The organism is Streptomyces sp. NPDC050264 (assembly GCF_040655895.1).
Taxonomy (GTDB): domain Bacteria; phylum Actinomycetota; class Actinomycetes; order Streptomycetales; family Streptomycetaceae; genus Streptomyces.
This window is the reverse complement of the sequence record NZ_JBFAKV010000007.1, coordinates 308,974-329,497: the sequence shown is the minus strand read 5'-3', so window position 1 is coordinate 329,497 and position 20,524 is coordinate 308,974. Positions and strand designations below refer to the sequence as shown.

Genomic DNA, 20,524 nt, shown 5'->3' with positions numbered 1-20,524 from the left:
CGGGCACCGGGCTCAGGCCGGGGTCGTGCCGGGCAGCCAGGTCAGGCGCGACCGCCAGCGCTCGGACAGCTCGTCGATCTCGTCGCCGAGGCGGCGCACGCCGTGCGCGGGCAGCACCCGGCGGCGCAGCAGTTCGGTGGCGACGAGCCGGGCCACGGCGATCGCGCCGGGCGGGTTGGCGTGCGTGTTGTCCTGTTCCGTGGCGGTCCAGTTGAAGTAGACCTTCGTCTCCTCGACGCCGAGCCGCTGCCACAGCGCGAGCGACAGCGCCTGGATGTCGAGGAGCGCGACGCCCTCCTGCCGGGCGAGGGCCCGCATCGCCGCCGGGTAGTCGCCGTGGGTGGGCAGCGCGTTGCCGTCGGCGTCGAACTTCCTGCGCTCGACGGAGGTGGCGAGCACCGGCCGGGCGCCCCTGGCCCGCGCCCCGTCGACGTAGAGCTTCAGGTACTCCTGGTACGTCGACCAGGGCTCGGTGTAGCGCGTGGGGTCGGCGGTCTTCTCGTCGTTGTGCGCGAACTGGATCAGCAGGAGGTCGCCACGGCGGAGCTCGGCGAGGAGCGCGGAGAGACGGCCCTCGTCGACGAAGCTCTTCGAACTGCGTCCGTTGACGGCGTGGTTGGCGACCTCGACCGACGGAGTGAGGAAGAACGGCAGGGCCATGCCCCAGCCGGTCTCCGGCGCGGCGTCCGCGTACTTCTGGGCGGCGGTGGAGTCGCCCGCGATGAACAGGGTCCGGCTGCCGTGCGGGGAGCGGGCGGCGGCCGCCGGGGGCGCGACGGCCGCGGCCAGCGGCAGTCCGGCGAGCGCGGCCAGGGTCGCTCTTCGGGTGGTCGACACGACGATGTGCCGTCCTTTCCTGGATGTACGGGAGGGTGGTGGATCCGGCGGCGGGAGCGGCGGGGCCTGGTTCATCCCGCCGCCGGACCGGTCGTTCGGGCGCGTGGCGGCCTTACTTGGCCTGCGCCTTCCACTCGTCCTGCGCCTTGTTCAGCTGCTCGGCGAGCGTGTCGAGGAACTTCTTCGCCGACTCCTTGCCGAGCATGACCTTCTGCAGGTCGTCCTCGTTGTCGGCCTTGGAGATGGTGTTCCAGTCGGGCAGGTAGTACGGCAGCTGCACGATCTTGGTCGAGCCGGAGGCCAGGGCGTCGGCGGCGAGCCGGGTCGGCTCCGACTTCTGGACCCAGGCGTCCTTGGCTGCGTCGCTGTTGGCCGGGATCTGCTTGGCCGACTCGTTCCACTTGCTGTTCTGCGCGTGGGAGGCGGCGAACTCGATGAACTTCCAGGCGGCCTGCTTGTTCTTGCTGGACTTGAAGAGGCCGAGCCCGTCGACGGGGTTGGAGACCTGGACGCGGGTGCCGTCGTCGCCGGTCGGGTTGGGCAGGCCGCGGAACTTGTCGCCGAACGCCTTCACGTGGTCGCCGTAGGAGCCCAGGTTGTGGCTGAGCATGCCGATCTGGCCGCTGTCGAACTGCGCGACCATCTTGGTGAAGTCGTTGTTGACGTCGGCGGACGGGGTGGCCTTCTTGTAGAGCCCGACGTACTTCTCCAACGCGGCGACGTTCTTGGGGTCGTTGACCGTCGTCCTGGTGTTGTTGGCGTCCCAGAACGAGGTGATGCCGCTCTGCCCGTACATCACGTCGAGGGCCTGGGCGATGGAGCCCTCGCCGCCGCGGATGGTGTAGCCGAACCGGTTCTTGCCGGTGTCGGTGAGCTTGCCCGCGGCGTCGAAGAACTTCGTCCACGTCGTCGGGGCGTCCAGTCCGGCCGTCTTGAACATGTCCGTGCGGTAGTACAGGACGCCGTTGTTGGCCGAGGTCGGGACGGTGAACATGTCCGAGCCCGAGCCGCCGGCGGCCTTCACCGACTCCAGGAAGGCGTCGTTGAGCTTGCCGTTGAGGGAGCTGGTGGCGAGGCGGTCGTCGAGCGGTTCGAGGGCGTTCTGCGCGGCGATCCCGGCCAGCATCGCGGTGCCCACGCCGCCGACGTCGGGCAGGCCGCCGCCCTGGATCGCGGTGTCGTACTTGGACTGCACGCTCTCCGCGGGGATGCCGACGTACTTCACCTTGATGTCGGGGTTCGCCTTCTCGAAGTCCTTGATGATCTCCATCCAGACGTCGCGGCGCACGGCCGTGTTGTTGTCCCAGAAGGTGATCTCGCCCTTGCCGGAACCCTCGTCGCCCTTGTCCCCGCCCGCGCCGCTGCCGTCGTCGCCGCAGGCGGTGGCGGTGAGCGCGAGGACGGTGGTCAGGGCGAGGGCGGTGCCGGTGCGGAGGGCGCGTCTGCGCGTACGGATGTTCATGATCGGCTCTCTTCTTCTGGATCCAACTGAGGGTGGTGGCCGGCGGGTGACGCCTGGCCGGTGATGCGGAAGTGCGTGAACAGGGCCGTCCCGGCGGGTCCCGGTCCGGGCGGCGCCGCCGCGAACAGGCCGAGCAGTGCGCCGACCCAGCGCCACGGCGCGGCGGCGAACACCTGGCCCGAGGGCCGGTAGCCGGCGCCGTCGCCCGTGTCGACGGAGAAGCGGCAGCGTGCCCCGTCGGCGATGTCGACGCGCAGCCGCGCCGTCCCGTCCGGCGCCGCGAGCGGGGCGGCGGCGTCGCGCTCCGCGTCGGTGACGGCCTCGGCGAAGCGGTGCGCGACGCGGGCGGTGCCGTCCTCGGCGCGCTCCAGACCGATCCAGGAGTAGGAGTCGCCGAGTACGGCGAGTCCCGCCCTGGCGCCGGGTGTTGTGCTGGTGAGCCGGAGGCCGACCTCGACGCGGGACGGCAGCAACGGCAGCCGCTGAGTGAGCAGATGCGGTACGCGGCGCAGGTCGCGCACGCCGTCCGCGGACCGCACACAGGCGAGCCGCAGCCCGTCCCCGGCGTGCGAACTGGACCAGCCGTCACGGGGGTTGGCGGTCCACTGCCACTGCCGTCCGAAGCGGCCGCCGGGGAAGTCGTCGTCGGTGGCGGGCGCGGTCACGGGCTGCGGGGGCAGCGCGGGCTTCTTGTGTACGAGCACGGGGGCGCCGTCGTCGCCGAGCACCGGCCAGCCGGACGCGTCCCAGCGCATCGGCTGCAAGTGCACGACCCGTCCGTACGGGCCGCGCTGCTGGAAGTGCAGGAACCAGTCCTCGCCGGCGCCGGTGCGCACCCAGCCGCCCTGGTGGGGGCCGTTGACGCCGGTGTCACCCTGTTCGAGGACGACGCGCTCCTCGTAGGGCCCGAAGAAGGAGCGGGAGCGGAACGCGCCCTGCCAGCCCGTCTCCACACTCCCGGCCGGGGCGAAGATCCAGTACCAGCCGTCGTGCCGGTACACCTTCGGGCCCTCGATGGTGAACCAGCCCGGGAGCAGGTCACCGTCGATCAACAGCCTTCCCTCGTCCAGGAGTTCGCGGCCGTCGGGGCTCATCCGGTGCCCGGTGAGCCGGTTCTTGACCCCGGACCGGGACCGGGCCCAGGCGTGCACGAGGAACGCCTCGCCGCTCTCCTCGTCCCACAGCGGGCAGGCGTCGATCAGGCCCTTGCCCGCCTTGAGGAGGTGCGGTGTGGTCCACGGCCCCCTGATGGAAGGGGAGTTGATCTGCAGCACGCCGTGGTCGGGGTCGCCCCAGAAGATCCAGAAGCGGCCCGCATGGTGGCGCAGCGACGGTGCCCAGACGCCGCAGTCGTGGCGGGGTGTAGCGAACGCCTCGGCGGGTTCGAGCCGGTCGAGCGCGTGCCCGACAAGGGTCCAGTTGACGAGGTCGCGGGAGTGCAGCAGCGGCAGGCCAGGGGCGCGGCCGAAGCTGGACGCCGTGAGGTAGTGGTCGTCGCCGACACGGACCACGTCGGGGTCGGACCAGTCGGCGGCCAGCACCGGGTTGCGGTAGGTCCCGTCGCCCAGGTCGCCCGTGCGCAGCGCCCCCCTCACGCGGCCACCGCCTTGCGGACCAGTGCGGCGGCGCGGGCCCGGTCGAGGCGGCCGTCGGCGACGACCGTGACGACGCGGCGCACGGCGGTGTCCCCCGCGGCGATCCGCAGCCGCGCGTCGGAGGCGAGCGAGGAGCCGACGCCCGGGTACTCCCCCGTGCGCACGAACCAGGGATCACGGCGGGTCTCGGCGGTGGCTCCGGCGAACACCAGGGTCCAGCCGTCGCCGGCCAGGGCCAGCCAGGCGGCGGCGCGACCGTGCACGGCGGACTCGCCCTCGTCGGTGGCGGTGAACACGGCGGGCGCGGCGGGTTCCTTGGGCGCGCGCCAGAAGAACCCTCCGTAGGCGGCGCCGGGGCGGCCGTTGGTGGCGGGGCTGCCGATGGTCAGCTCCTCGGCGGCCGGGTTCGTCAGCGTGAAGGTGAGGTCCAACGCCCAGGCGTCCTGCGCCAGTTGGGCGACGGCGACGGTCCGCCGCTCGCGCAGTACGAGGCAGCCGTCGGCGGTCCATTCCAGGTCCTCGACGAAGCCGTCCGGGTCGCACAGCTTGAACTCGCGGTGCCGCTGCTCGCCGTGGTTGTCCAGGGCGGTGGGTCCCTGGTCGCGGACGTAGGTGCGCCCGCCCCAGAAGTTGTACCCGGCGACGTCGGGCACGGCGACGCTCACCCCGAGGTGGTGGACGTGGTCGGCCGGGGCGAACTCGGTGACCGGGGTGCCGCCGAGCGTGCTCACCGGGTGCAGGCAGGGGCGCGGCGCGAGACGGTGCCCGACGTCGGGACGCAGTTCGTAGCGGGCGACGGGGCGGCCCGCGCAGCTCAGCGTCAGGGGTGCGGTGGCCTGTCGCACGAGGTGGGTCACGATGCTGCCTCCAGTCCTGGCCGGGCCCAGTCCGCTCCGAGCCCGGCGTATCCGGTGAGGGAGTCGGCACTGGCGGCGACGAGGGCGTCGATGCCGTGCACGACACGGCGGACGGCGTCGTCACCGGCGCCGATGCCGGGCGCGGTGCGCCACGCCCCGGCGGGCAGGGCGCGCGGGTCGGGGGCGCTGCGGATCGCTTCGACGACCCGCATGAAGGCCCCCGTCGAGGCGGGCGGGACGAGGAGTTCCGCGCCGCCGCTCAGATGGTCGAGGAGGTTCTCCAGGAGGTCCGTGCGCCCGTGCACGGTCTCCTGCGGGCCGTGTCCGGCGCGCTGCACGAGGACGCGGTCCTGCTTGTACCAGAAGGTGATGCGGCCGCGGCTGCCGTGCACGATGACGTACGGCTCGTCGGGCCGCTCGGCGCAGAGGGTCGCGGCGACGGTGACGCGGGAGCCGTGGCGTGTGGTGAGTTCGACGCAGGAGGTGTCGTCGGCCTCGATGGCGTTGGCGCGGAAGAGTTCGGTGCGGATGCCGGTGAGATCGTCGGCGCCGGTCGCGCCGTCGAGCGCGAGGGCGGTGGAGACGGCGTGCGCGAGGGGGTTGGTGAGGACGCCGTCGACGACGTCGGCCTGCCCGCCCGCGCCGTCGTCGAGGCGGCGGCGCCCGGCCCACGGCGCGCGCCGGAAGTACGCCTCGTCGCGCGCCCAGGCCCCGGCGGCGCCGATGCCGAGCGGTTCGCCGATGAGGCCGTCGCGGACGAGATCCCGTATATGGGCCACGGCGTGCGAGCCCAGCGACTGGAACCCGACCTGGCAGGCGATGCCCGCCTCGGCCACGCCCCGGGCCATCCGCTCGTACTCCGTGTACGACGGCGCGGGCGGCTTCTCCAGGAGGAGGTGCACGCCCCGCCGCGCCGCGGTCAGGGCCAGGTCGGTGTGGGTGGGGATCGGGGTGCAGATGATCGCGATCCGGGCGCCGGTCGCGTCGAGGAGCGCCCCGAAGTCGTCGCCCTGCGCGACCGGGGGGTGCTGGGCGGCGAACCCCGCCAGCTCCTCCTCGTCCAGCGGCTTCAGCTCGCACACGCCGGCGAGCGTGACGCGGCCCGCGTCGGCGAGGCGCCGCAGGTTGTTCAGGTGCCAGCGGCCGTGACCGCGCGCTCCGGCGAGGACGACGGGGAGGGGCTCCGTGGGGACCGGCCGCGTCGCGTGCGGGGCGCTCATCCCTTCACCGCCCCGGCGCTGAAGCCCGTGACGAGCCACTTCTGGATGAAGGCGAAGACGATGACGACGGGTACGGCCGCGACGACACCGCCGGCGGCGAGCGCGCCCAGGTCGACGGAGTCGGCGCCCATGAGGGTCGAGAGGCCGACGGGGATCGTCTGCTTGTCCTGGTCGGAGAGGAACATCAGGGCGAACAGGAAGTGGTTCCAGCTGTGCACGAAGGCGAAGGAGCCGACCGCGATCAGGCCCGGCCGCAGCAGCGGCAGGACGACGGCGCAGAAGGCGCGGAAGCGTCCGCAGCCGTCGACCCAGGCGGCCTCTTCCAGGGAGTACGGCACGTTCTTGATGAAGCCGCTGATGAGGATCATCGTGAGCGGCAGCTGGAAGACGGTCTCGGCGATGATGACGCTGCCGAGCGAGTTGATCATCTGCAGGTTGGCGAAGATCTGGAACAGCGGCACCAGCATCAGGGCGCCCGGGATGAACTGTGAACAGAGCAGCGCCAGCATGAAGCCCTGCTTGATCTTGAAGTTGAAGCGGGCGAGGGCGTAACCGCCGGCCAGCGCGACGACGGTGGTCATCAGCATGGAGGCGACGCCGACGAGCAGGCTGTTCTGGAAGAAGACGGCGAAGGACCGTTCGTTCCAGACCTTGTCGAAGTGCTCGAAGGTCAGCGGCCACGGCACCAGGGACGTGGAGCCGGTGGGCCGGAACGCGAACAGCAGCATCCAGTAGAACGGGATGAGCGTGAAGAGGAGGTAGACGCCGAGCGGCACGTAGATCTGCCAGCGCGGCACGTCGTCGTAGGAGCGGCCCTTCTTGGGCGGGACGGCGTCGAGCCGGTGCCGGCCGCCGGACGTGGTGGCGGCGGGTGCGGTGGTGGCGGTCAACTGGGCTTCCTTGACGGTCACTTCTCCTCGCCCCCGAACTTGCTCAGGCGCAGATAGACCATCGAGCAGAACAGGAGGATCACGAAGGCGATGGAGGTCAGCGCGGACGCGTAGCCGAAGTCGTGCGAGTCGACGGCGATGGAGGCGATGCGCAGCGGCAGGGTGGTCGTCTCACCCGCGGGCCCGCCGCCGGTGAGGGTGTAGAGCAGGTCGACGTTGTTGAACTCCCACACCGCGCGCAGCAGTGTGGACAGGATGATCGCGTCCTTCAGGTGCGGCAGCGTGATGTGCAGGAACTGCCGGAAGCGGCTGGCGCCGTCGACCTCGGCGGCCTCGTACAGGTCCTTGGAGACGGACTGCAGGTCGGCGAGGATGAGGATCGCGAAGAAGGGGACGCCGCGCCAGAGTTCGGCGGTGACGACGGCCGGGAAGACCGTCGCGGTGTCCGACAGCCAGGAGGTGCCGTACGTGCCCACGCCCATGTCGGCGAGGTAACGGGTGATACCGGTCTGGGAGTTGTAGAGCAGCATCCAGACGGCGGAGGTGAGCACGCCCGAGACGGCCCACGGCGAGAAGACCAGCGCGCGGGCCATCGCGCGGCCCACGAACGTCTGGTTGACGACGAGCGCGAGGCCGAGGCCGAGCAGCAGTTGGAGCACCACCTGCACGACGACCCATTGGAGGCTGAAGCCGAGCGTGCTCCAGAAGTCGGGGTCGTCGGTGAACGCGGTGACGAAGTTGTCCAGGCCCGCGAAGCCGTTGCGCCACGGTTTGGTGGGGTTGTAGTTCTGCAGGCTGTAGTAGAAGACGCTGATCACGGGGTACGCGATGAAGCCCAGCATCAGCAGCCCGGCGGGGGCGATCAGCAGGTAGGGGAGCCTGCGCGGGGTGGCCGACTTGCGGCGCCGGGTGGGCGGGGCTTTCGCCACGGCAGTGGCTTGGGCCATGACTGGACTCCGTTCTTCGAAGCGCTTCGCAGACGTTGTTCGGTATCTCGGCGCTGTTCGGTATCTCGGCCAATGGGGGGCGGACGGCGCGGCGGGTCAGCCCGCGTACGGATCAGGGACCTTGCCCGGCTTGGCCAGGAAGGCGAAGTCGCAGCCGGTGTCGGCCTGCGTGATCTGCTCGTTGTAGAGCGCCCCGTACCCGCGCTCGTAGCGCTCGGGCGGCGCGGTCCACTCGCAGCGGCGCCGCTCCAGCTCTTCGTCTTCTACGTTGAGTTGCAGCGCCCGGGCAGCGACGTCGAGGGTGATGCTGTCGCCGGTGCGCACCAGCGCCAGGGGCCCGCCGATATACGACTCCGGGGCGACGTGCAGCACGCACGCCCCGTAGCTCGTGCCGCTCATCCGGGCGTCGGAGATCCGCACCATGTCGCGTACGCCCTGCTTCAGCAGGTGGTCGGGGATGGGCAGCATCCCGTACTCGGGCATGCCGGGGCCGCCCTTGGGCCCGGAGTTGCGCAGTACCAGCACGCTGTCGGCGGTGATGCCCAACTCCGGGTCGTTGATGGTCCGTTGCATGGTTTTGTAGTCGTCGAAGACCACGGCGGGGCCGGTGTGCTTGAGCAGATGCGGCTCGGCGGATATGTGCTTGATGACGGCGCCGTCGGGACAGAGGTTGCCGCGCAGCACGGCGACACCGCCCTCGGGCGCGACCGGGTTCTCGCGGGTGCGGATGACGTCGTCGGCGTGCACGACGGCGTCCTCGATCTGGTCGCCGAAGCGGCCGTTGACGGTCGGCCGGTCCAGGTGGAGCAGGTCGGTGATGCGGGAGAGGAAGGCGGGCAGGCCGCCGGCGAAGTAGAAGTCCTCCATCAGATACGTCTGTCCGCCGGGCCGCACGTTCGCGAGCACCGGCACGGTGCGCGCGACGCGGTCGAAGTCGTCGAGCGTGAGGCGGACCCCGGCCCGGCCCGCCATGGCGATCAGATGGATCACGGCGTTGGTGGAGCCGCCGAGTCCGAGCACGGTGGTGACGGCGTCCTCGAAGGCCTCTTCGGTGAGGATCTCGGACGGTCTCAGCGCGGTCCGGGCGAGTTCGACGGCGCGCCGCCCGGACGCGGCGGCCATCCGCTCGTGCGCCGAGTCGACCGCGGGGATCGACGAGGCGCCGGGCAGCGTCATACCGAGCGCCTCGGCCGCCGCAGTCATCGTGGAGGCGGTCCCCATCGTCATGCAGTGGCCCGGGGAGCGGGCCAACCCGCCCTGCAGTTCCCGCAGTTCGCAGTCGGTGAGGTTGCCGGCGCGGTGCTCGTCCCAGTACTTCCACATGTCGGTGCCGGAGCCGAGGGTCTCGCCGCGCCAGTGCCCGGGGAGCATCGGCCCGGCGGGCACGAAGAGCGACGGCACGTCGGCGGAGGTGGCGCCCATGAGCAGCGCCGGGGTCGACTTGTCGCAGCCGCCGAGCAGCACGGCCGCGTCGACGGGGTAGGAGCGCAGCAGCTCCTCGGTCTCCATGGCGAGCAGGTTGCGGTAGAGCATCGGGGTCGGCTTCTGGTACGTCTCCGAGAGCGTGGAGACGGGGAACTCCAGGGGGAAGCCGCCGGCCTGCCACACGCCCCGCTTGACCGCCTCGGCGCGCTCGCGCAGATGGACGTGGCAGGGGTTGATGTCGGACCAGGTGTTGAGGACCGCGATCACCGGGCGGCCCTTGTACTCCTCTGCCTCGTACCCGAGTTGGCGCATCCGGGCGTTGTGCGACCAGGTGCGCAGGGTGCCCTCGGTGCCGTACCACTGGTGGGAGCGGAACTCCTCCGGGGTCAGTCTTGGACGGCCGGCGGTCATAGGGACCACCCCGCCGCGATACCGGCGACCTCGGCGCGCTCCGACTCGGGCAACTCCTGGCTGGGCGGGCGCACTTCACGGCGGCACAGGCCGAGCGAGGCGAGGGCCTCCTTGACGACGGTGACGTTGTTCGCGGAGGCGTCGGCGCCGCGCAGCTCCTCGAAGCGGCGGATCTGTTCCCAGACCTTCATGGCGCCCGGATAGTCACCCGATCGAAGCGCTTCGATCATGGACAGCGAGATGCCGGGTGCGACGTTCACCAGACCCGAGGTGAAGCCGGTGGCGCCGGCCGAGAAGTAGGACGGCGCGTAGGGCTCGGCGAGGCCCGCGACCCACACGAACCGGTCCAGACCCGCGTCCCGGGCGAACGCGGCGAACCGCGCGGCGTCCGGCACGGCGTACTTCACGCCGATCACGTTCGGGCAGGCCGCGCCGAGTTCGGCGAGGCGGGAGCCGGGCAGCGCGGCGCTCTTGAGGTACGGGACGACGCCGATCTCGGGCACGGCGTCGGCGATGGCGCGGTGGTAGTCGACCCAGCCGCCTTCGGAGACGTACGGGTGCACGGGCTGGTGCACCATCACCATGTGGGCGCCGAGGTCGCGGGCGTGGCGCGCCGCGTCGACGGCGGTCGGCACGTCATGGCCGACGCCGACCAGGACCGCGGACCGCTCCCCCGCCTCCGCGACGGTCAACTCGGTGACCCTGGTGCGCTCTTGCAGGGTCAGCGCGTAGAACTCGCCGGTGTTCCCGTTCGGCGTGAGCGTGCGCACCCCCGCGTCGAGCAGCCGCCGCAGCAGGCTCTTGTACGTGGCCTCGTCGACCGATCCGTCCTCGGCGAACGGGGTCACGGGGATCGCGACGACATCGGCCAGCGCGGCCCGCTGGCTCTGGAACGAGTACGGCGCTGTCATGAGTGCTGCTCACCCTCTGCTTCCCGGGCCTCGGGGAAGGCCCGCTGTACGAACGACGCGATGTGGTCCCGCAGCGCGCGCGAGGCACCCTGGGCGTCACCGGCGAGGGCGAGCTCCAGGATCTCGCGGTGCTCGGCGGCCTCGCGTTCCCAGGACGGGTGGGCGGCCCAGGCCACCGCGGAGACCAGGGCGGCCTGGTCGCGGACCTCGTCGAGCATCTTGCCGAGCAGCGGGTTGCCGCACGGGACGTAGAGAGCCCGGTGGAACTCCCGGTTGGCGAGGGAGCGTTGGGCCGTGTCGGCCGCGGTGGCGGCGCGCTCCAAGGCCTCGCGGGCGGCGTCGAGGGAGGCGCGGCGGTGCACGGTGCGGCGCAGCGCCTCCGGTTCGAGCAGCAGCCGTACGTCGTAGACCTCGCGGGCCATGTCCGCGTCCACCATGCGCACCGTGACGCCCTTGTACTGGTTCATCACGACGAGCCCGGTCCCGGCCAGCGTCTTGAGCGCCTCGCGCACCGGAGTCTTGGAGACGCCGAACTGCGCGGCGAGGTCGGTCTCCACCAGGGCCTGACCCGGTCTCAACTGCCCGGTCAGGATGCGGTTCTTGATCTCGTCCTGAACGTACTGCGTGCGGGAGGGGATCGGAGTGGGCACTGAGGTCATGCGCGCCTCTCGGGTCTGATGTCCGGCTGTTCTCGTATCTCGTATCGCGTCTCATATATGACGTACGAAGTACGACGCGTTGAAGCTAGAAGCAGCGCGGTGTTTCGTCAACGCTTCTATCAAAAGAAGTTCGGCTGACTTTTCGACCCTCAACTACCCAGTGGCGCGCGGCACTTGCCTGGTGCCGTCACGGCTTCCAGGACGGGTCGCGGCCGCTCAGGCCGATGACGCGGTCCAGGAGCGGGGCGTCGTCGGGCACGGGGACGACCGGGCCGAACAGGCCGTCGCGGCCGCCCTCGTCCGGCGCGAGCAGGTCCCGGGCGGCCCGCAGCGCCGCCTCGTCGGGGACGTACTCCTGACCGTGGCCCGGGCCACGTCCCAGCCGTGCACGACCAGTTCGTCCACGGTGACCAGTCCGGCGACGGCGCCGGGCAGGTCGAGGCCGCCCGCCTGCGTCATGCCCTGCCAGGCGGCGGGGTCCCGCCAGGTCTCGACGAGGTCGTCCAGCGCCTTGGGCAGGGCGGCCCGCCAGCCGGGGTCGAGTGCGGGGAGCGCGGAGCCGGGGTCGGTGCCCCCGGTTTCCTTGCGCCCGGCGGCGCGCAGCCCGACGGACAGGCCGAGGAGGTGGCCGAGCAGCTCGCGCACGGCGTAGTCGGGGCACGGGGTGGGCAGGTCGAGCTGGTCCTCGCGGACGCTGTGGGCGAGGCGCGCGACGATGCGGGCCTGCGGGGCGATGTCCACTGTGATGTCACTCATGGTGGAGGGACCGCCCCGCGGCCCGGAACTCATCGGTGCCGCGCGTCAGAGCCCCGCGAGCGCCCCCGCGACCGTCTCCAGGTCCGCGTCCGACGCGAGCCCCGCGTGGTAGAGCCGCAGCTGGTCCGCGCCCAGGTCACGGGCGGCGCGGGCGTCCTCGGCGAGGGTGTCGGGGCTGCCGCCCATGCCGCGCACGACGGTCAGGTTGGCGGCGACGACGCCCTTGCCCTGTGCGGCGAAGGGCCGCACCAGGCCCGCGCCGCCCGTGCACGGCACGACGACACCGTCGGCGACGGACAGGATGTGGGCCGGGTCGACGCCGACGTTGGCGCCGCAGTGGTAGGAGACCGGGTCGGCGTGCAGCAGCACCTGGAATCCGGCGGGGGCCGCTTCCCTGACCGCCACCACCGCGGCTTCCTGGAGGCTGCGGGCGGTCGCGTCGCGGTAGGCGCGGGTGGCCGTGGCCGTGTCGGCACCGAGCAGCTTCTCCACCGTGGCCCAGCCGTCGTCGTCCGCCGCTCCGCGCCAGACGGGTTCGAGGGCGGCCCGTACGGAGCGCGCCAACTCATCGGCGTCCAGGCCGTGTTGTGCGTACCCCGCGCGGCAGTCGGGGCAGAAGCACAGCGACATCAGGTACTGCCCGGCCTCGCCGAGTCCGACGCCGGCCGTCTTGTCGTGGGCGTGCAGATGGGCGAGGCCGTACCAGCCGAGCGACTCCAGTTCGGTGCCGTCGGCGCCGGGCCGGGTGGCGGCCTCGGCGGCGAGGTCGACGAGGTAGGCGCGGGTGGCTGGCTGTGCGATGCAGGGGGCCCAGGGGTAGCGGTCGCCGTAGGCGTTGCGGACCGAGGTGTCGGGGTGTTCCGCGCCGAGGCGGGAGTTGTGGGCGAGGACGACCCAGGTGTGGACGGAGAGGCCGGCCTCCGCGAGGGCGGCGGCCGCTTCCCCGTACGCGTCACCGGGAGCCCAGTCCCCGGCCGCGTACGGCTTCAACTCCCTTCCCTGCCAGCGCTGTTCGTCGGCCGGGTAGAGCACGGCGGCGTGTTCGGCGGTGACGACGCGGTGGTGCGGGTGGCGCGGGGTGAGGGCGCGGGTGGAGTGGTAGGCGGCGGCGAGGGTGACCTGCTGGACGCCGAGGCCGGCGATGCGGCGGGCGGCGTCCGGGTCGCCGACGACGTCCCAGGGGTAGACGAACGTGGAGACCTTCACTCGCCGGCTCCTTCCAGCAACGCCTGGCCGCGCTCGATGAGTTCGGTCAGCTGCTTGACGTGTTCCTCGGTGGGCTCCTGCAGCGGCGGGCGCACCCCACCGACGTCGAGCCCGCGCAACCGTACCCCGGCCTTCACCAGGGACACGGCGTAGCCCCGGCCCTGGTTGCGCAGTTCGACGAGCGGCCGGTAGAAGCCGTCGAGCAGCTTGTTCACGGTGGCGTCGTCGCCCGTGTTCAGCGCCTTGTGGAAGGCCTGCGCGATGTCGGGCGCGAAGCAGAAGACGGCGGAGGAGTAGAGGGTGATCCCGATGCCGCGGTAGGCGAGGCCGGTGAGTTCGGCGGTCGGCAGACCGTTGAAGTAGAGGAATTCCCGCGGGACTTCCGCGCGTACGGCGCTGACGATGCGCTGCATCAGGTCGAGGTCGCCGAGGCCGTCCTTGAGACCGAGGATCTTGGGGTGGCGGGCGAACGCGACGACGGTCTCCGGGGTGAAGACGGCGTTGTCGCGCTGGTAGACGATGAGGGAGAGGGAGGTCGCCTCGGCCAGCTCGGTGTAGTGCCGCAGCAGGCCTTCCTGGCCGGCCACCACGAGATAGGGCGGCATCGCCAACAGGCCGTCGGCGCCCGCCCGTTCGGCCAGGCGCGCGTACTGGACGGCGAGCGCCGTGCCGTATCCCGCGCCGGCGATGACGGGCACCCGGCCCTCGGTCGCCTCGACCGCGGCCGCGACGCAGGCCTCGAACTCCTCGGGGGCGAGCGCATGGAACTCTCCGGTGCCACAGCAGGCGAACACGGCGGCGGCCCCGGCCTCGACGCCGCGCCGCACATGGGTGCGGTAGGTGTCGAGATCGACAGCGCCGTCCGGTCCGTACGCGGTGACGGGGAAGAACAGCGGCCCACTGGGGATGCCGAGTCGAGCGGCGAGGGGGCCAAAAGCGGGCGTCGTCACGGGCTCTCCCTGAACATGTGCATGTCTCTGATCCGCGTCTACATTTCTGAACGCGCTCACCGTAAGCCGCCCCAAAGGGGACGGTCAAGCACTCGAACTCGCCCGGAACTAGCGGAACTTCCCCTTACGGATAACACCGAGCGCGCCCGTACGGGCCCGTGCGACCCTTGACGGAGCACGACGCCCCTCCTTAGCGTGTCCACGAATGTGAATGCCGCTCACACATACGGAGATCACGCGCATGCCAGTGCCGCCAGAGCCGTCAGTACCGTCATCGCCGTCATCGCCGTCAGTACCGTCGGGTCCCGCCGGGCCCCGCACGATCCTGCTCACCGGCGCCGCCGGCGGACTCGGCACCCTGATGCGGGAGCTGCTGCCCGAGCACGGCTACGACCTCCGGCTGCTCGACGTGCGCCCGGTCGCGGACGCGCCGGACGCGATCGTCGCGGACCTGAACGACACGGAGGCGCTGCGTGAAGCGGTGCGCGGTGTCGACGGAGTGCTGCACCTGGCCGGGATCTCCCTGGAGTCGACCTTCGAGAAGATCCTCGACTCGAACATCAAGGGCACCTACCACCTCTATGAGGCGGTGCGCGCGGAGGGCGAGAACCGGCCGGACGGTGTCGCCCCCCGCATCGTCTTCGCGTCGTCCAACCACGCGATCGGCTTCACGCCGCGCCCGCACACCGAGGACGGCGCCCCCGTGGTCCCGGTGGAGACGCTGCGCCGCCCCGACACGTACTACGGCCTGTCGAAGTCGTTCGGCGAGGACCTCGCGCAGTTCTACTGGGACAAGTACGGCCAGGAGACGGTGTCCGTGCGCATCGGGTCCTGCTTCAAGGAGCCGACCGACGTCCGCATGATGTCCGTGTGGATGAGCCCGGCGGACGGGGCGCGCCTGTTCCACGCGGCGCTGACCGCCGAGAACGTCGGCCACACCGTCGTCTACGGATCCTCCGCCAACACCCGCCTGTGGTGGGACCTGTCGAGCGCCCGCGCCCTCGGCTACGAGCCGCAGGACAACTCGGAGGAGTACGCGCCGAACCTGCTCGCCGAGTTCGGCCCCCTCTCCGACGAGAACCCCGCCCATCTGTACATGGGCGGCCGCTTCATCAACGACCCGCCGATCTGGCCCCACTGAACATGGCCTGATCGAACGGTCAACACGGCGGGCGGGCACCGAACGGGCCCGCCCGCCCTCTTGTCCGGGCATCCGTGCCGCCCGAACCCACATGCTCCCCGGCTCCTTCGCAGGTCCACGGCGGCCGGCCGTCTCACGTAACGGGCATGAACGGGCAGCATCAAGTCCGCAACAGACCTGGTCACCGCCGCACGACGCCGGTAGAACTTCCGGTGCGGGCCCTTCCGGGCCCGAACGGGCAGCACGGCGCGGAGGTGGCGGGATGAGCGCGGAGGAACGGCAGCGGGAGATCGTGCGCACGGCACGCCGCACCGGATCCGTCGACGTCACGGAACTAGCGACCGAGCTGGGCGTCGCCAAGGAGACCGTCCGCCGCGATCTGCGCGCCCTGGAGGACCACGGGCTGGTCCGGCGCACGCACGGCGGGGCGTACCCGGTGGAGAGCGCCGGGTTCGAGACGACGCTCGCGTTCCGTACGACGATGCACGTGCCGGAGAAGCGGCGGATCGCCACGGCCGCCGCGGATCTGCTCGGGGACGCCGAGACCGTCTTCGTCGACGAGGGGTTCACGCCGCAGCTGATCGCCGAGGCGCTCCCCCGTGACCGGCCGCTGACCGTGGTCACCGCGTCGCTGGCCACGGCAGGCGCGCTCGCCGAGGCCGACAACACCACCGTGCTGCTGCTCGGCGGCCGGGTGCGCGCGGGCACGCTCGCCACCGTCGACCACTGGACGACGAAGATGCTGGCGGGCTTCGTCCTCGACCTCGCCTACATCGGCGCGAACGGCATCTCCCGCGACCACGGCCTGACCACCCCCGATCCCGCGGTCAGCGAGGTGAAGGCACAGGCCATCAGGGCCGCGCGGCGCACGGTCTTCGCGGGCGTGCACACCAAGTTCGGCGCGGTCAGCTTCTGCCGGTTCGCGCCGGTGGGCGCGCTGGAGACGATCGTCACGGGCAGTCAGCTGCCCGCTTCCGAAGCACACCGGTACTCGCTGATGGGCCCACAGGTCATCCGCGTCTGATCCCCCGACCCCGCACCGCCATCGCACCACCTGCCGGGCACTCCCCTGCCCGAGCATGCCCTTTTCATCCCCATACGCGATAGAAGTCCAGGAGCATCCATGCGAACCCAGAGCCGACGGAGGCCACCGGGCGCCCTGCTCGCGACGGCCGCCGCAGGGACGCTGCTCATCCCCCTCCTGTCCGGCTGCTGGGCCGGCGCGGGCGGGCTCGGTACGGGCGGCGACGCCATCAACGTACTGATGGTGAACAACCCGCAGATGACCGAGTTGCAGAAACTCACCGCCCGCTACTTCACCCGCGAGACCGGCATCAAGGTGAACTTCACCGTCCTGCCGGAGAACGACGTCCGCGACAAGATCAGCCAGGACTTCGCCAACCAGGCGGGCCAGTACGACGTGGCGACGCTCAGCAACTACGAGATACCGATCTACGCCCGCAACGGCTGGCTGCACGACCTGGATCCGTACGTGAAGAAGGACACCGGCTTCGACCAGCAGGACATCCTGCAGCCCATGCGGGAATCGCTCACCGGCGACGACGGCAAGCTCTACGGGGAGCCCTTCTACGGCGAGTCGTCCTTCCTCATGTACCGCAAGGACGTGTTCGCGAAGAAGGGTCTGAAGATGCCCGCGCACCCGACCTGGCAGCAGGTCGCGGACCTCGCGGCGAAGGCCGACGGCGCGCAGTCGGGCATGAAGGGCATCTGTCTGCGCGGCCTGCCCGGCTGGGGCGAGCTGATGGCGCCGCTGACGACCGTCGTGAACACCTTCGGCGGCACCTGGTTCGACAAGGACTGGACCGCGCGCCTCGACGACAAGGGCTTCAAGGACGCCACGAAGTTCTACGTCGACCTCGTCCGCAAGCACGGCGAGGCGGGCGCCGCCCAGTCCGGCTTCGCCGAGTGCCTCAACAACCTCACCCAGGGCAAGACCGCCATGTGGTACGACGCGACCTCCGCCGCGGGCTCGCTGGAATCCGCCAACTCCCCGGTCAAGGGCAAGATCGGCTATGTGTCCGCGCCCGTCGAGAAGACGGAGAACAGCGGCTGGCTCTACACCTGGGCGTGGGGTCTGCAGAAGGCGTCCCACAACCCCGACAACGCCTGGAAGTTCATCTCCTGGGCGTCGGGCAAGGAGTACGAGAAGCTCGTCGGCGAGAAGGTCGGCTGGTCCGACGTCCCCGCCGGCAAGCGCGCCTCGACGTACGAGATCCCCGCGTACCGCTCCGAGGCCGCCGCCTTCGTGGACGTGACGCGCACCGCCATCGAGGGTGCCAGGCCGCGTGATCCGGGCGTGCAGAAACGGCCCGCGCCCGGCATCCAGTTCGTCGGCATCCCCGAGTTCACCGACCTCGGCACCAAGGTCTCCCAGGAGATCAGCGCGGCCGTCGCCGGGCGCCAGTCCGTCGACTCGGCCCTGAAGAAGTCCCAGAAACTCGCCTCCGAGATCGCGAAGGAGTACGAGGGCCGATGACCACACCGACCGCCACCCCGGCCCCCGTGGCCCGCACCCGCGCACCCGCCTCGCGGCCCGCGCCCCAGAAGCTCCGCGCCTGGGCCACCAGAGCGCCGCTCCTGCCCGCACTCGTCTTCATGATCATCGTGACCCAACTGCCGTTCGTGGCCACGCTGGTGATCTCCCTCTTCGACTGGAACGCGCTGTACCCCGACGCCCGGCACTTCACCTGGTTCGGGAACTACTCGGAGGTCCTCACCGACCCCGATCTGCGCAAGTCCGTCCTGACCACGATCGTCCTGACCGTCACGGTCGTCGTGGTGAGCCTGGTCGTCGGGCTCGGTCTGGCACTGCTCCTGGACCGCAAGTTCAAGGGGCGCGGCCTGGTCCGTACGCTCCTGATCGCGCCGTTCCTGGTGGTACCGGTGGCGGCGGCCCTGCTCTGGAAGCACGTCCTCTACAACCCCGAATACGGCCTTCTCAACGGCCTGTTGCACTACGTCGGCGGTCCGCAGCCCGACTGGATCTCCAACACCCCGCTGATCGCGGTCGAGGTGGCGCTGATCTGGCAGTGGACCCCGTTCATGATGCTGATCCTGCTCGCCGGACTGCAGTCGCGCTCCCCCGAACTCATCGAGGCGGCCCGGATGGACGGCGCGGGTCCCTGGCAGGTCTTCCGCCACCTCACGCTGCCGCATCTGCGCCGCTACCTCGAACTCGGCGCGCTCCTCGGCTCGATCTACATCGTGCAGAACTTCGACGCGGTCTTCACGCTCACCTCCGGCGGCCTGGGCACCGCGAACCTGCCCTACACCGTCTACCAGAGCTTCTACCAGGCCCACGAGAACGGCCTCGCCTCGGCCGCCGGCGTCCTGGTCGTCATCGGTTCGATCATCATCGCGACCTTCGCGCTGCGCGTCGTGTCGTCACTGTTCCGCGAGGAGGGGTCGCGCTGATGACTCTCTCGGCGTTCTTCAAGAGCAAGGGACTCGGCCTCGTCGCCTGGCTGGCCGGCATCGTCTTCTTCCTGCCCATCGCGTGGATGGTGCTGACGTCCTTCCACTCGGAGGAGGACGCGGCGACCAACCCGCCGTCCTTCGCCGCCTCGCTCACCCTCGACGGCTACCGCGACTTCTTCGGCGCGGGCGGCGGCGCGAGCCCCTGGCCCGCGCTCATCAACTCGACGGTGGCCTCGCTCGCCTCGACGCTCTTCGTCCTGGTCCTCGCCCTCCCGGCGGCGTACGCCCTGTCGATCCGCCCGGTGAAGAAGTGGACGGACGTCCTGTTCTTCTTCCTCTCCACGAAGATGCTCCCCGTGGTGGCGGGCCTGCTCCCCATCTACCTCTTCGCGAAGAACACGGACTTCCTCGACAACATCTGGCTGCTCGTCATCCTCTACACCTCGATGAACCTGCCGATCGCGGTGTGGATGATGCACTCGTTCCTCGCGGAGGTGCCGATCGCGGTCATCGAGGCCGCCCAGATCGACGGCGCGCGCCTGCCCACGGTCCTCACCCGGGTGGTGGCCCCGATCGCGCTGCCCGGCATCGCGGCGACCGCGCTCATCTGCTTCATCTTCAGCTGGAACGAACTCCTCTTCGCGCGGGTGCTCACGGGCGTCGTCGCCCAGACCGCGCCCGTCTTCCTGACCGGCTTCATCACCAGCCAGGGCCTGTTCCTGGCGAAGGTGTGCGCCGCGTCGCTCGTGATCTCCCTGCCGGTGCTCGCCGCAGGGTTCGCCGCCCAGGACAAGCTGGTCCAGGGCCTGTCGTTGGGAGCTGTGAAATGAAGGCCGCGATCGTCGAGTCAGTGGGCAAGGTCGTCGTCGGCGAGGTGCCCGACCCCACGCCGGGCCCCCGGGACGTCGTCGTGGAGGTGGCGGCCTGCGGCCTGTGCGGCACGGATCTGCACATCCGGCAGGGCGAGTTCGCCCCTACGCTGCCGGTGGTGCCGGGCCACGAGTTCGCCGGCACGGTGGCCGAGGTCGGCAGCGCCGTCACGGAGGTGCGGGTCGGTGACCGTGTCGCCGTCGACCCCTCACTGCACTGCCACGAGTGCCGCTTCTGCCGCGCCGGACGCGGCAACCTCTGTGAGCGCTGGGCGGCGATCGGCGTGACCACGGCGGGCGGCGCGGCCCAGTACGCGCTGGCCCCCGTCGCCAACTGCGTCCGCCTCCCCGACCACGTACGCACCCAGGACGCGGCCCTCATCGAACCGCTGTCCTGCGCGGTGCGGGGCTATGACGTGCTGCAGTCGCGCCTCGGCTCGCACGTCCTGATCTACGGCTCGGGGACGATGGGCCTGATGATGCTGGAGCTGGCCAAGCGCACCGGCGCGGCGAGCGTCGACGTGGTGGACCTGAACGCGGAGCGCCTCGCGACGGCCCGGCGCCTGGGTGTCTCGGCGTCCGCCGCCGGGCCGGACGAGCTCGACCGCCCCGAGGGCTGGGACGTGGTGATCGACGCGACGGGCAACGCGGCGGCGATCCAGGACGGCCTCGGCCGGGTCGCCAAGGCGGGCACGTTCCTGCAGTTCGGCGTCGCGGACTACGCGACCCGCGTGACGATCGACCCGTACCGCATCTACAACCAGGAGATCACCATCACCGGTTCGATGGCGGTCCTGCACAGCTACGAGCGGGCGGCGGAGCTGTTCGCGGGCGGGGTCCTCGACCCGGACGTCTTCATCAGCGACCGGCTGCCTCTGGACGCGTACCCGGAGGCGCTCGACCAGTTCGCGTCCGGTGTGGGCCGCAAGATCGTCGTCGTGCCGTAATTC

At 71.0% G+C, this 20,524-nt stretch carries 18 protein-coding genes and 1 pseudogene; 6 read left to right on the top strand and 13 right to left on the bottom strand.

Annotation, left to right across the window (positions count from 1 at the left end):
- Nucleotides 1-12: 12 nt before the first annotated feature.
- From AB0J02_RS15440 to AB0J02_RS15380, 13 genes and pseudogenes are all read right to left on the bottom strand, one after another.
- Nucleotides 13-837, bottom strand: a complete 825-nt coding sequence (locus AB0J02_RS15440; protein ID WP_363194146.1) for a rhamnogalacturonan acetylesterase — start codon at nt 835-837, stop codon at nt 13-15.
- 112 nt (nt 838-949) lie between these two features.
- Nucleotides 950-2,299 carry a sugar ABC transporter substrate-binding protein gene (locus AB0J02_RS15435; RefSeq protein WP_363194145.1) on the bottom strand — a complete coding sequence of 450 codons (1,350 nt, stop codon included), beginning with the start codon at nt 2,297-2,299 and terminating at the stop codon, nt 950-952.
- Complete coding sequence (locus tag AB0J02_RS15430) at nt 2,296-3,894, bottom strand: family 43 glycosylhydrolase (RefSeq protein WP_363194144.1); 1,599 nt, start codon at nt 3,892-3,894, stop codon at nt 2,296-2,298. The genes AB0J02_RS15435 and AB0J02_RS15430 overlap by 4 nt, the downstream gene beginning before the upstream one ends.
- Complete coding sequence (locus AB0J02_RS15425; RefSeq protein WP_363194143.1) at nt 3,891-4,751, bottom strand: PmoA family protein; 861 nt, start codon at nt 4,749-4,751, stop codon at nt 3,891-3,893. The genes AB0J02_RS15430 and AB0J02_RS15425 overlap by 4 nt, the downstream gene beginning before the upstream one ends.
- Nucleotides 4,748-5,971, bottom strand: coding sequence for a Gfo/Idh/MocA family oxidoreductase (locus AB0J02_RS15420; protein ID WP_363194142.1), 1,224 nt, complete (start codon nt 5,969-5,971; stop codon nt 4,748-4,750). Before AB0J02_RS15420 ends, AB0J02_RS15425 begins: the two co-directional genes overlap by 4 nt.
- Nucleotides 5,968-6,768: a carbohydrate ABC transporter permease gene (locus AB0J02_RS15415; protein WP_363194256.1), complete on the bottom strand. Its 801-nt coding sequence runs from the start codon at nt 6,766-6,768 to the stop codon at nt 5,968-5,970. Before AB0J02_RS15415 ends, AB0J02_RS15420 begins: the two co-directional genes overlap by 4 nt.
- Before the next feature lie 110 nt (nt 6,769-6,878).
- Nucleotides 6,879-7,808 (bottom strand): sugar ABC transporter permease, encoded by a 930-nt coding sequence (locus AB0J02_RS15410; RefSeq protein WP_363194141.1) that lies wholly within the window; start codon nt 7,806-7,808, stop codon nt 6,879-6,881.
- Between the two features lie 96 nt (nt 7,809-7,904).
- Complete coding sequence (gene araD, locus AB0J02_RS15405) at nt 7,905-9,644, bottom strand: L-arabinonate dehydratase (protein ID WP_363194140.1); 1,740 nt, start codon at nt 9,642-9,644, stop codon at nt 7,905-7,907.
- Nucleotides 9,641-10,555 carry a dihydrodipicolinate synthase family protein gene (locus AB0J02_RS15400; protein WP_363194139.1) on the bottom strand — a complete coding sequence of 305 codons (915 nt, stop codon included), beginning with the start codon at nt 10,553-10,555 and terminating at the stop codon, nt 9,641-9,643. The genes araD and AB0J02_RS15400 overlap by 4 nt, the downstream gene beginning before the upstream one ends.
- Complete coding sequence (locus AB0J02_RS15395; protein WP_363194138.1) at nt 10,552-11,214, bottom strand: GntR family transcriptional regulator; 663 nt, start codon at nt 11,212-11,214, stop codon at nt 10,552-10,554. Before AB0J02_RS15395 ends, AB0J02_RS15400 begins: the two co-directional genes overlap by 4 nt.
- Before the next feature lie 187 nt (nt 11,215-11,401).
- Nucleotides 11,402-11,970, bottom strand: a pseudogene (locus AB0J02_RS15390) (TIGR03086 family metal-binding protein).
- Nucleotides 11,971-12,015: 45 nt separating this feature from the next.
- Nucleotides 12,016-13,176 carry a hypothetical protein gene (locus AB0J02_RS15385; protein ID WP_363194137.1) on the bottom strand — a complete coding sequence of 387 codons (1,161 nt, stop codon included), beginning with the start codon at nt 13,174-13,176 and terminating at the stop codon, nt 12,016-12,018.
- Entirely contained in the window at nt 13,173-14,126 is a 954-nt protein-coding gene (locus AB0J02_RS15380) for a 5-dehydro-4-deoxyglucarate dehydratase (protein ID WP_363194136.1), read from the bottom strand. The genes AB0J02_RS15385 and AB0J02_RS15380 overlap by 4 nt, the downstream gene beginning before the upstream one ends.
- A gap of 241 nt (nt 14,127-14,367) precedes the next feature.
- Between AB0J02_RS15380 and AB0J02_RS15375 the strand changes: the two genes are divergently transcribed.
- From AB0J02_RS15375 to AB0J02_RS15350, 6 genes are all read left to right on the top strand, one after another.
- Nucleotides 14,368-15,267, top strand: a complete 900-nt coding sequence (locus tag AB0J02_RS15375) for an NAD(P)-dependent oxidoreductase (RefSeq protein WP_363194135.1) — start codon at nt 14,368-14,370, stop codon at nt 15,265-15,267.
- A 262-nt stretch (nt 15,268-15,529) separates the two neighbouring features.
- On the top strand, nt 15,530-16,291 hold the full coding sequence (locus AB0J02_RS15370) for a DeoR/GlpR family DNA-binding transcription regulator (protein ID WP_363194134.1): 762 nt from the start codon (nt 15,530-15,532) through the stop codon (nt 16,289-16,291).
- 99 nt (nt 16,292-16,390) lie between these two features.
- On the top strand, nt 16,391-17,764 hold the full coding sequence (locus AB0J02_RS15365; RefSeq protein WP_363194133.1) for a sugar ABC transporter substrate-binding protein: 1,374 nt from the start codon (nt 16,391-16,393) through the stop codon (nt 17,762-17,764).
- Nucleotides 17,761-18,702, top strand: coding sequence for a sugar ABC transporter permease (locus AB0J02_RS15360; RefSeq protein WP_363194132.1), 942 nt, complete (start codon nt 17,761-17,763; stop codon nt 18,700-18,702). Before AB0J02_RS15365 ends, AB0J02_RS15360 begins: the two co-directional genes overlap by 4 nt.
- The gene (locus tag AB0J02_RS15355; protein WP_363194131.1) at nt 18,702-19,535 is read left to right on the top strand and encodes a carbohydrate ABC transporter permease; all 834 of its coding nucleotides are present in this window, start codon (nt 18,702-18,704) and stop codon (nt 19,533-19,535) included. The genes AB0J02_RS15360 and AB0J02_RS15355 overlap by 1 nt, the downstream gene beginning before the upstream one ends.
- Nucleotides 19,532-20,521, top strand: a complete 990-nt coding sequence (locus tag AB0J02_RS15350) for a zinc-dependent alcohol dehydrogenase family protein (RefSeq protein ID WP_363194130.1) — start codon at nt 19,532-19,534, stop codon at nt 20,519-20,521. Before AB0J02_RS15355 ends, AB0J02_RS15350 begins: the two co-directional genes overlap by 4 nt.
- Nucleotides 20,522-20,524 lie beyond the last annotated feature (3 nt).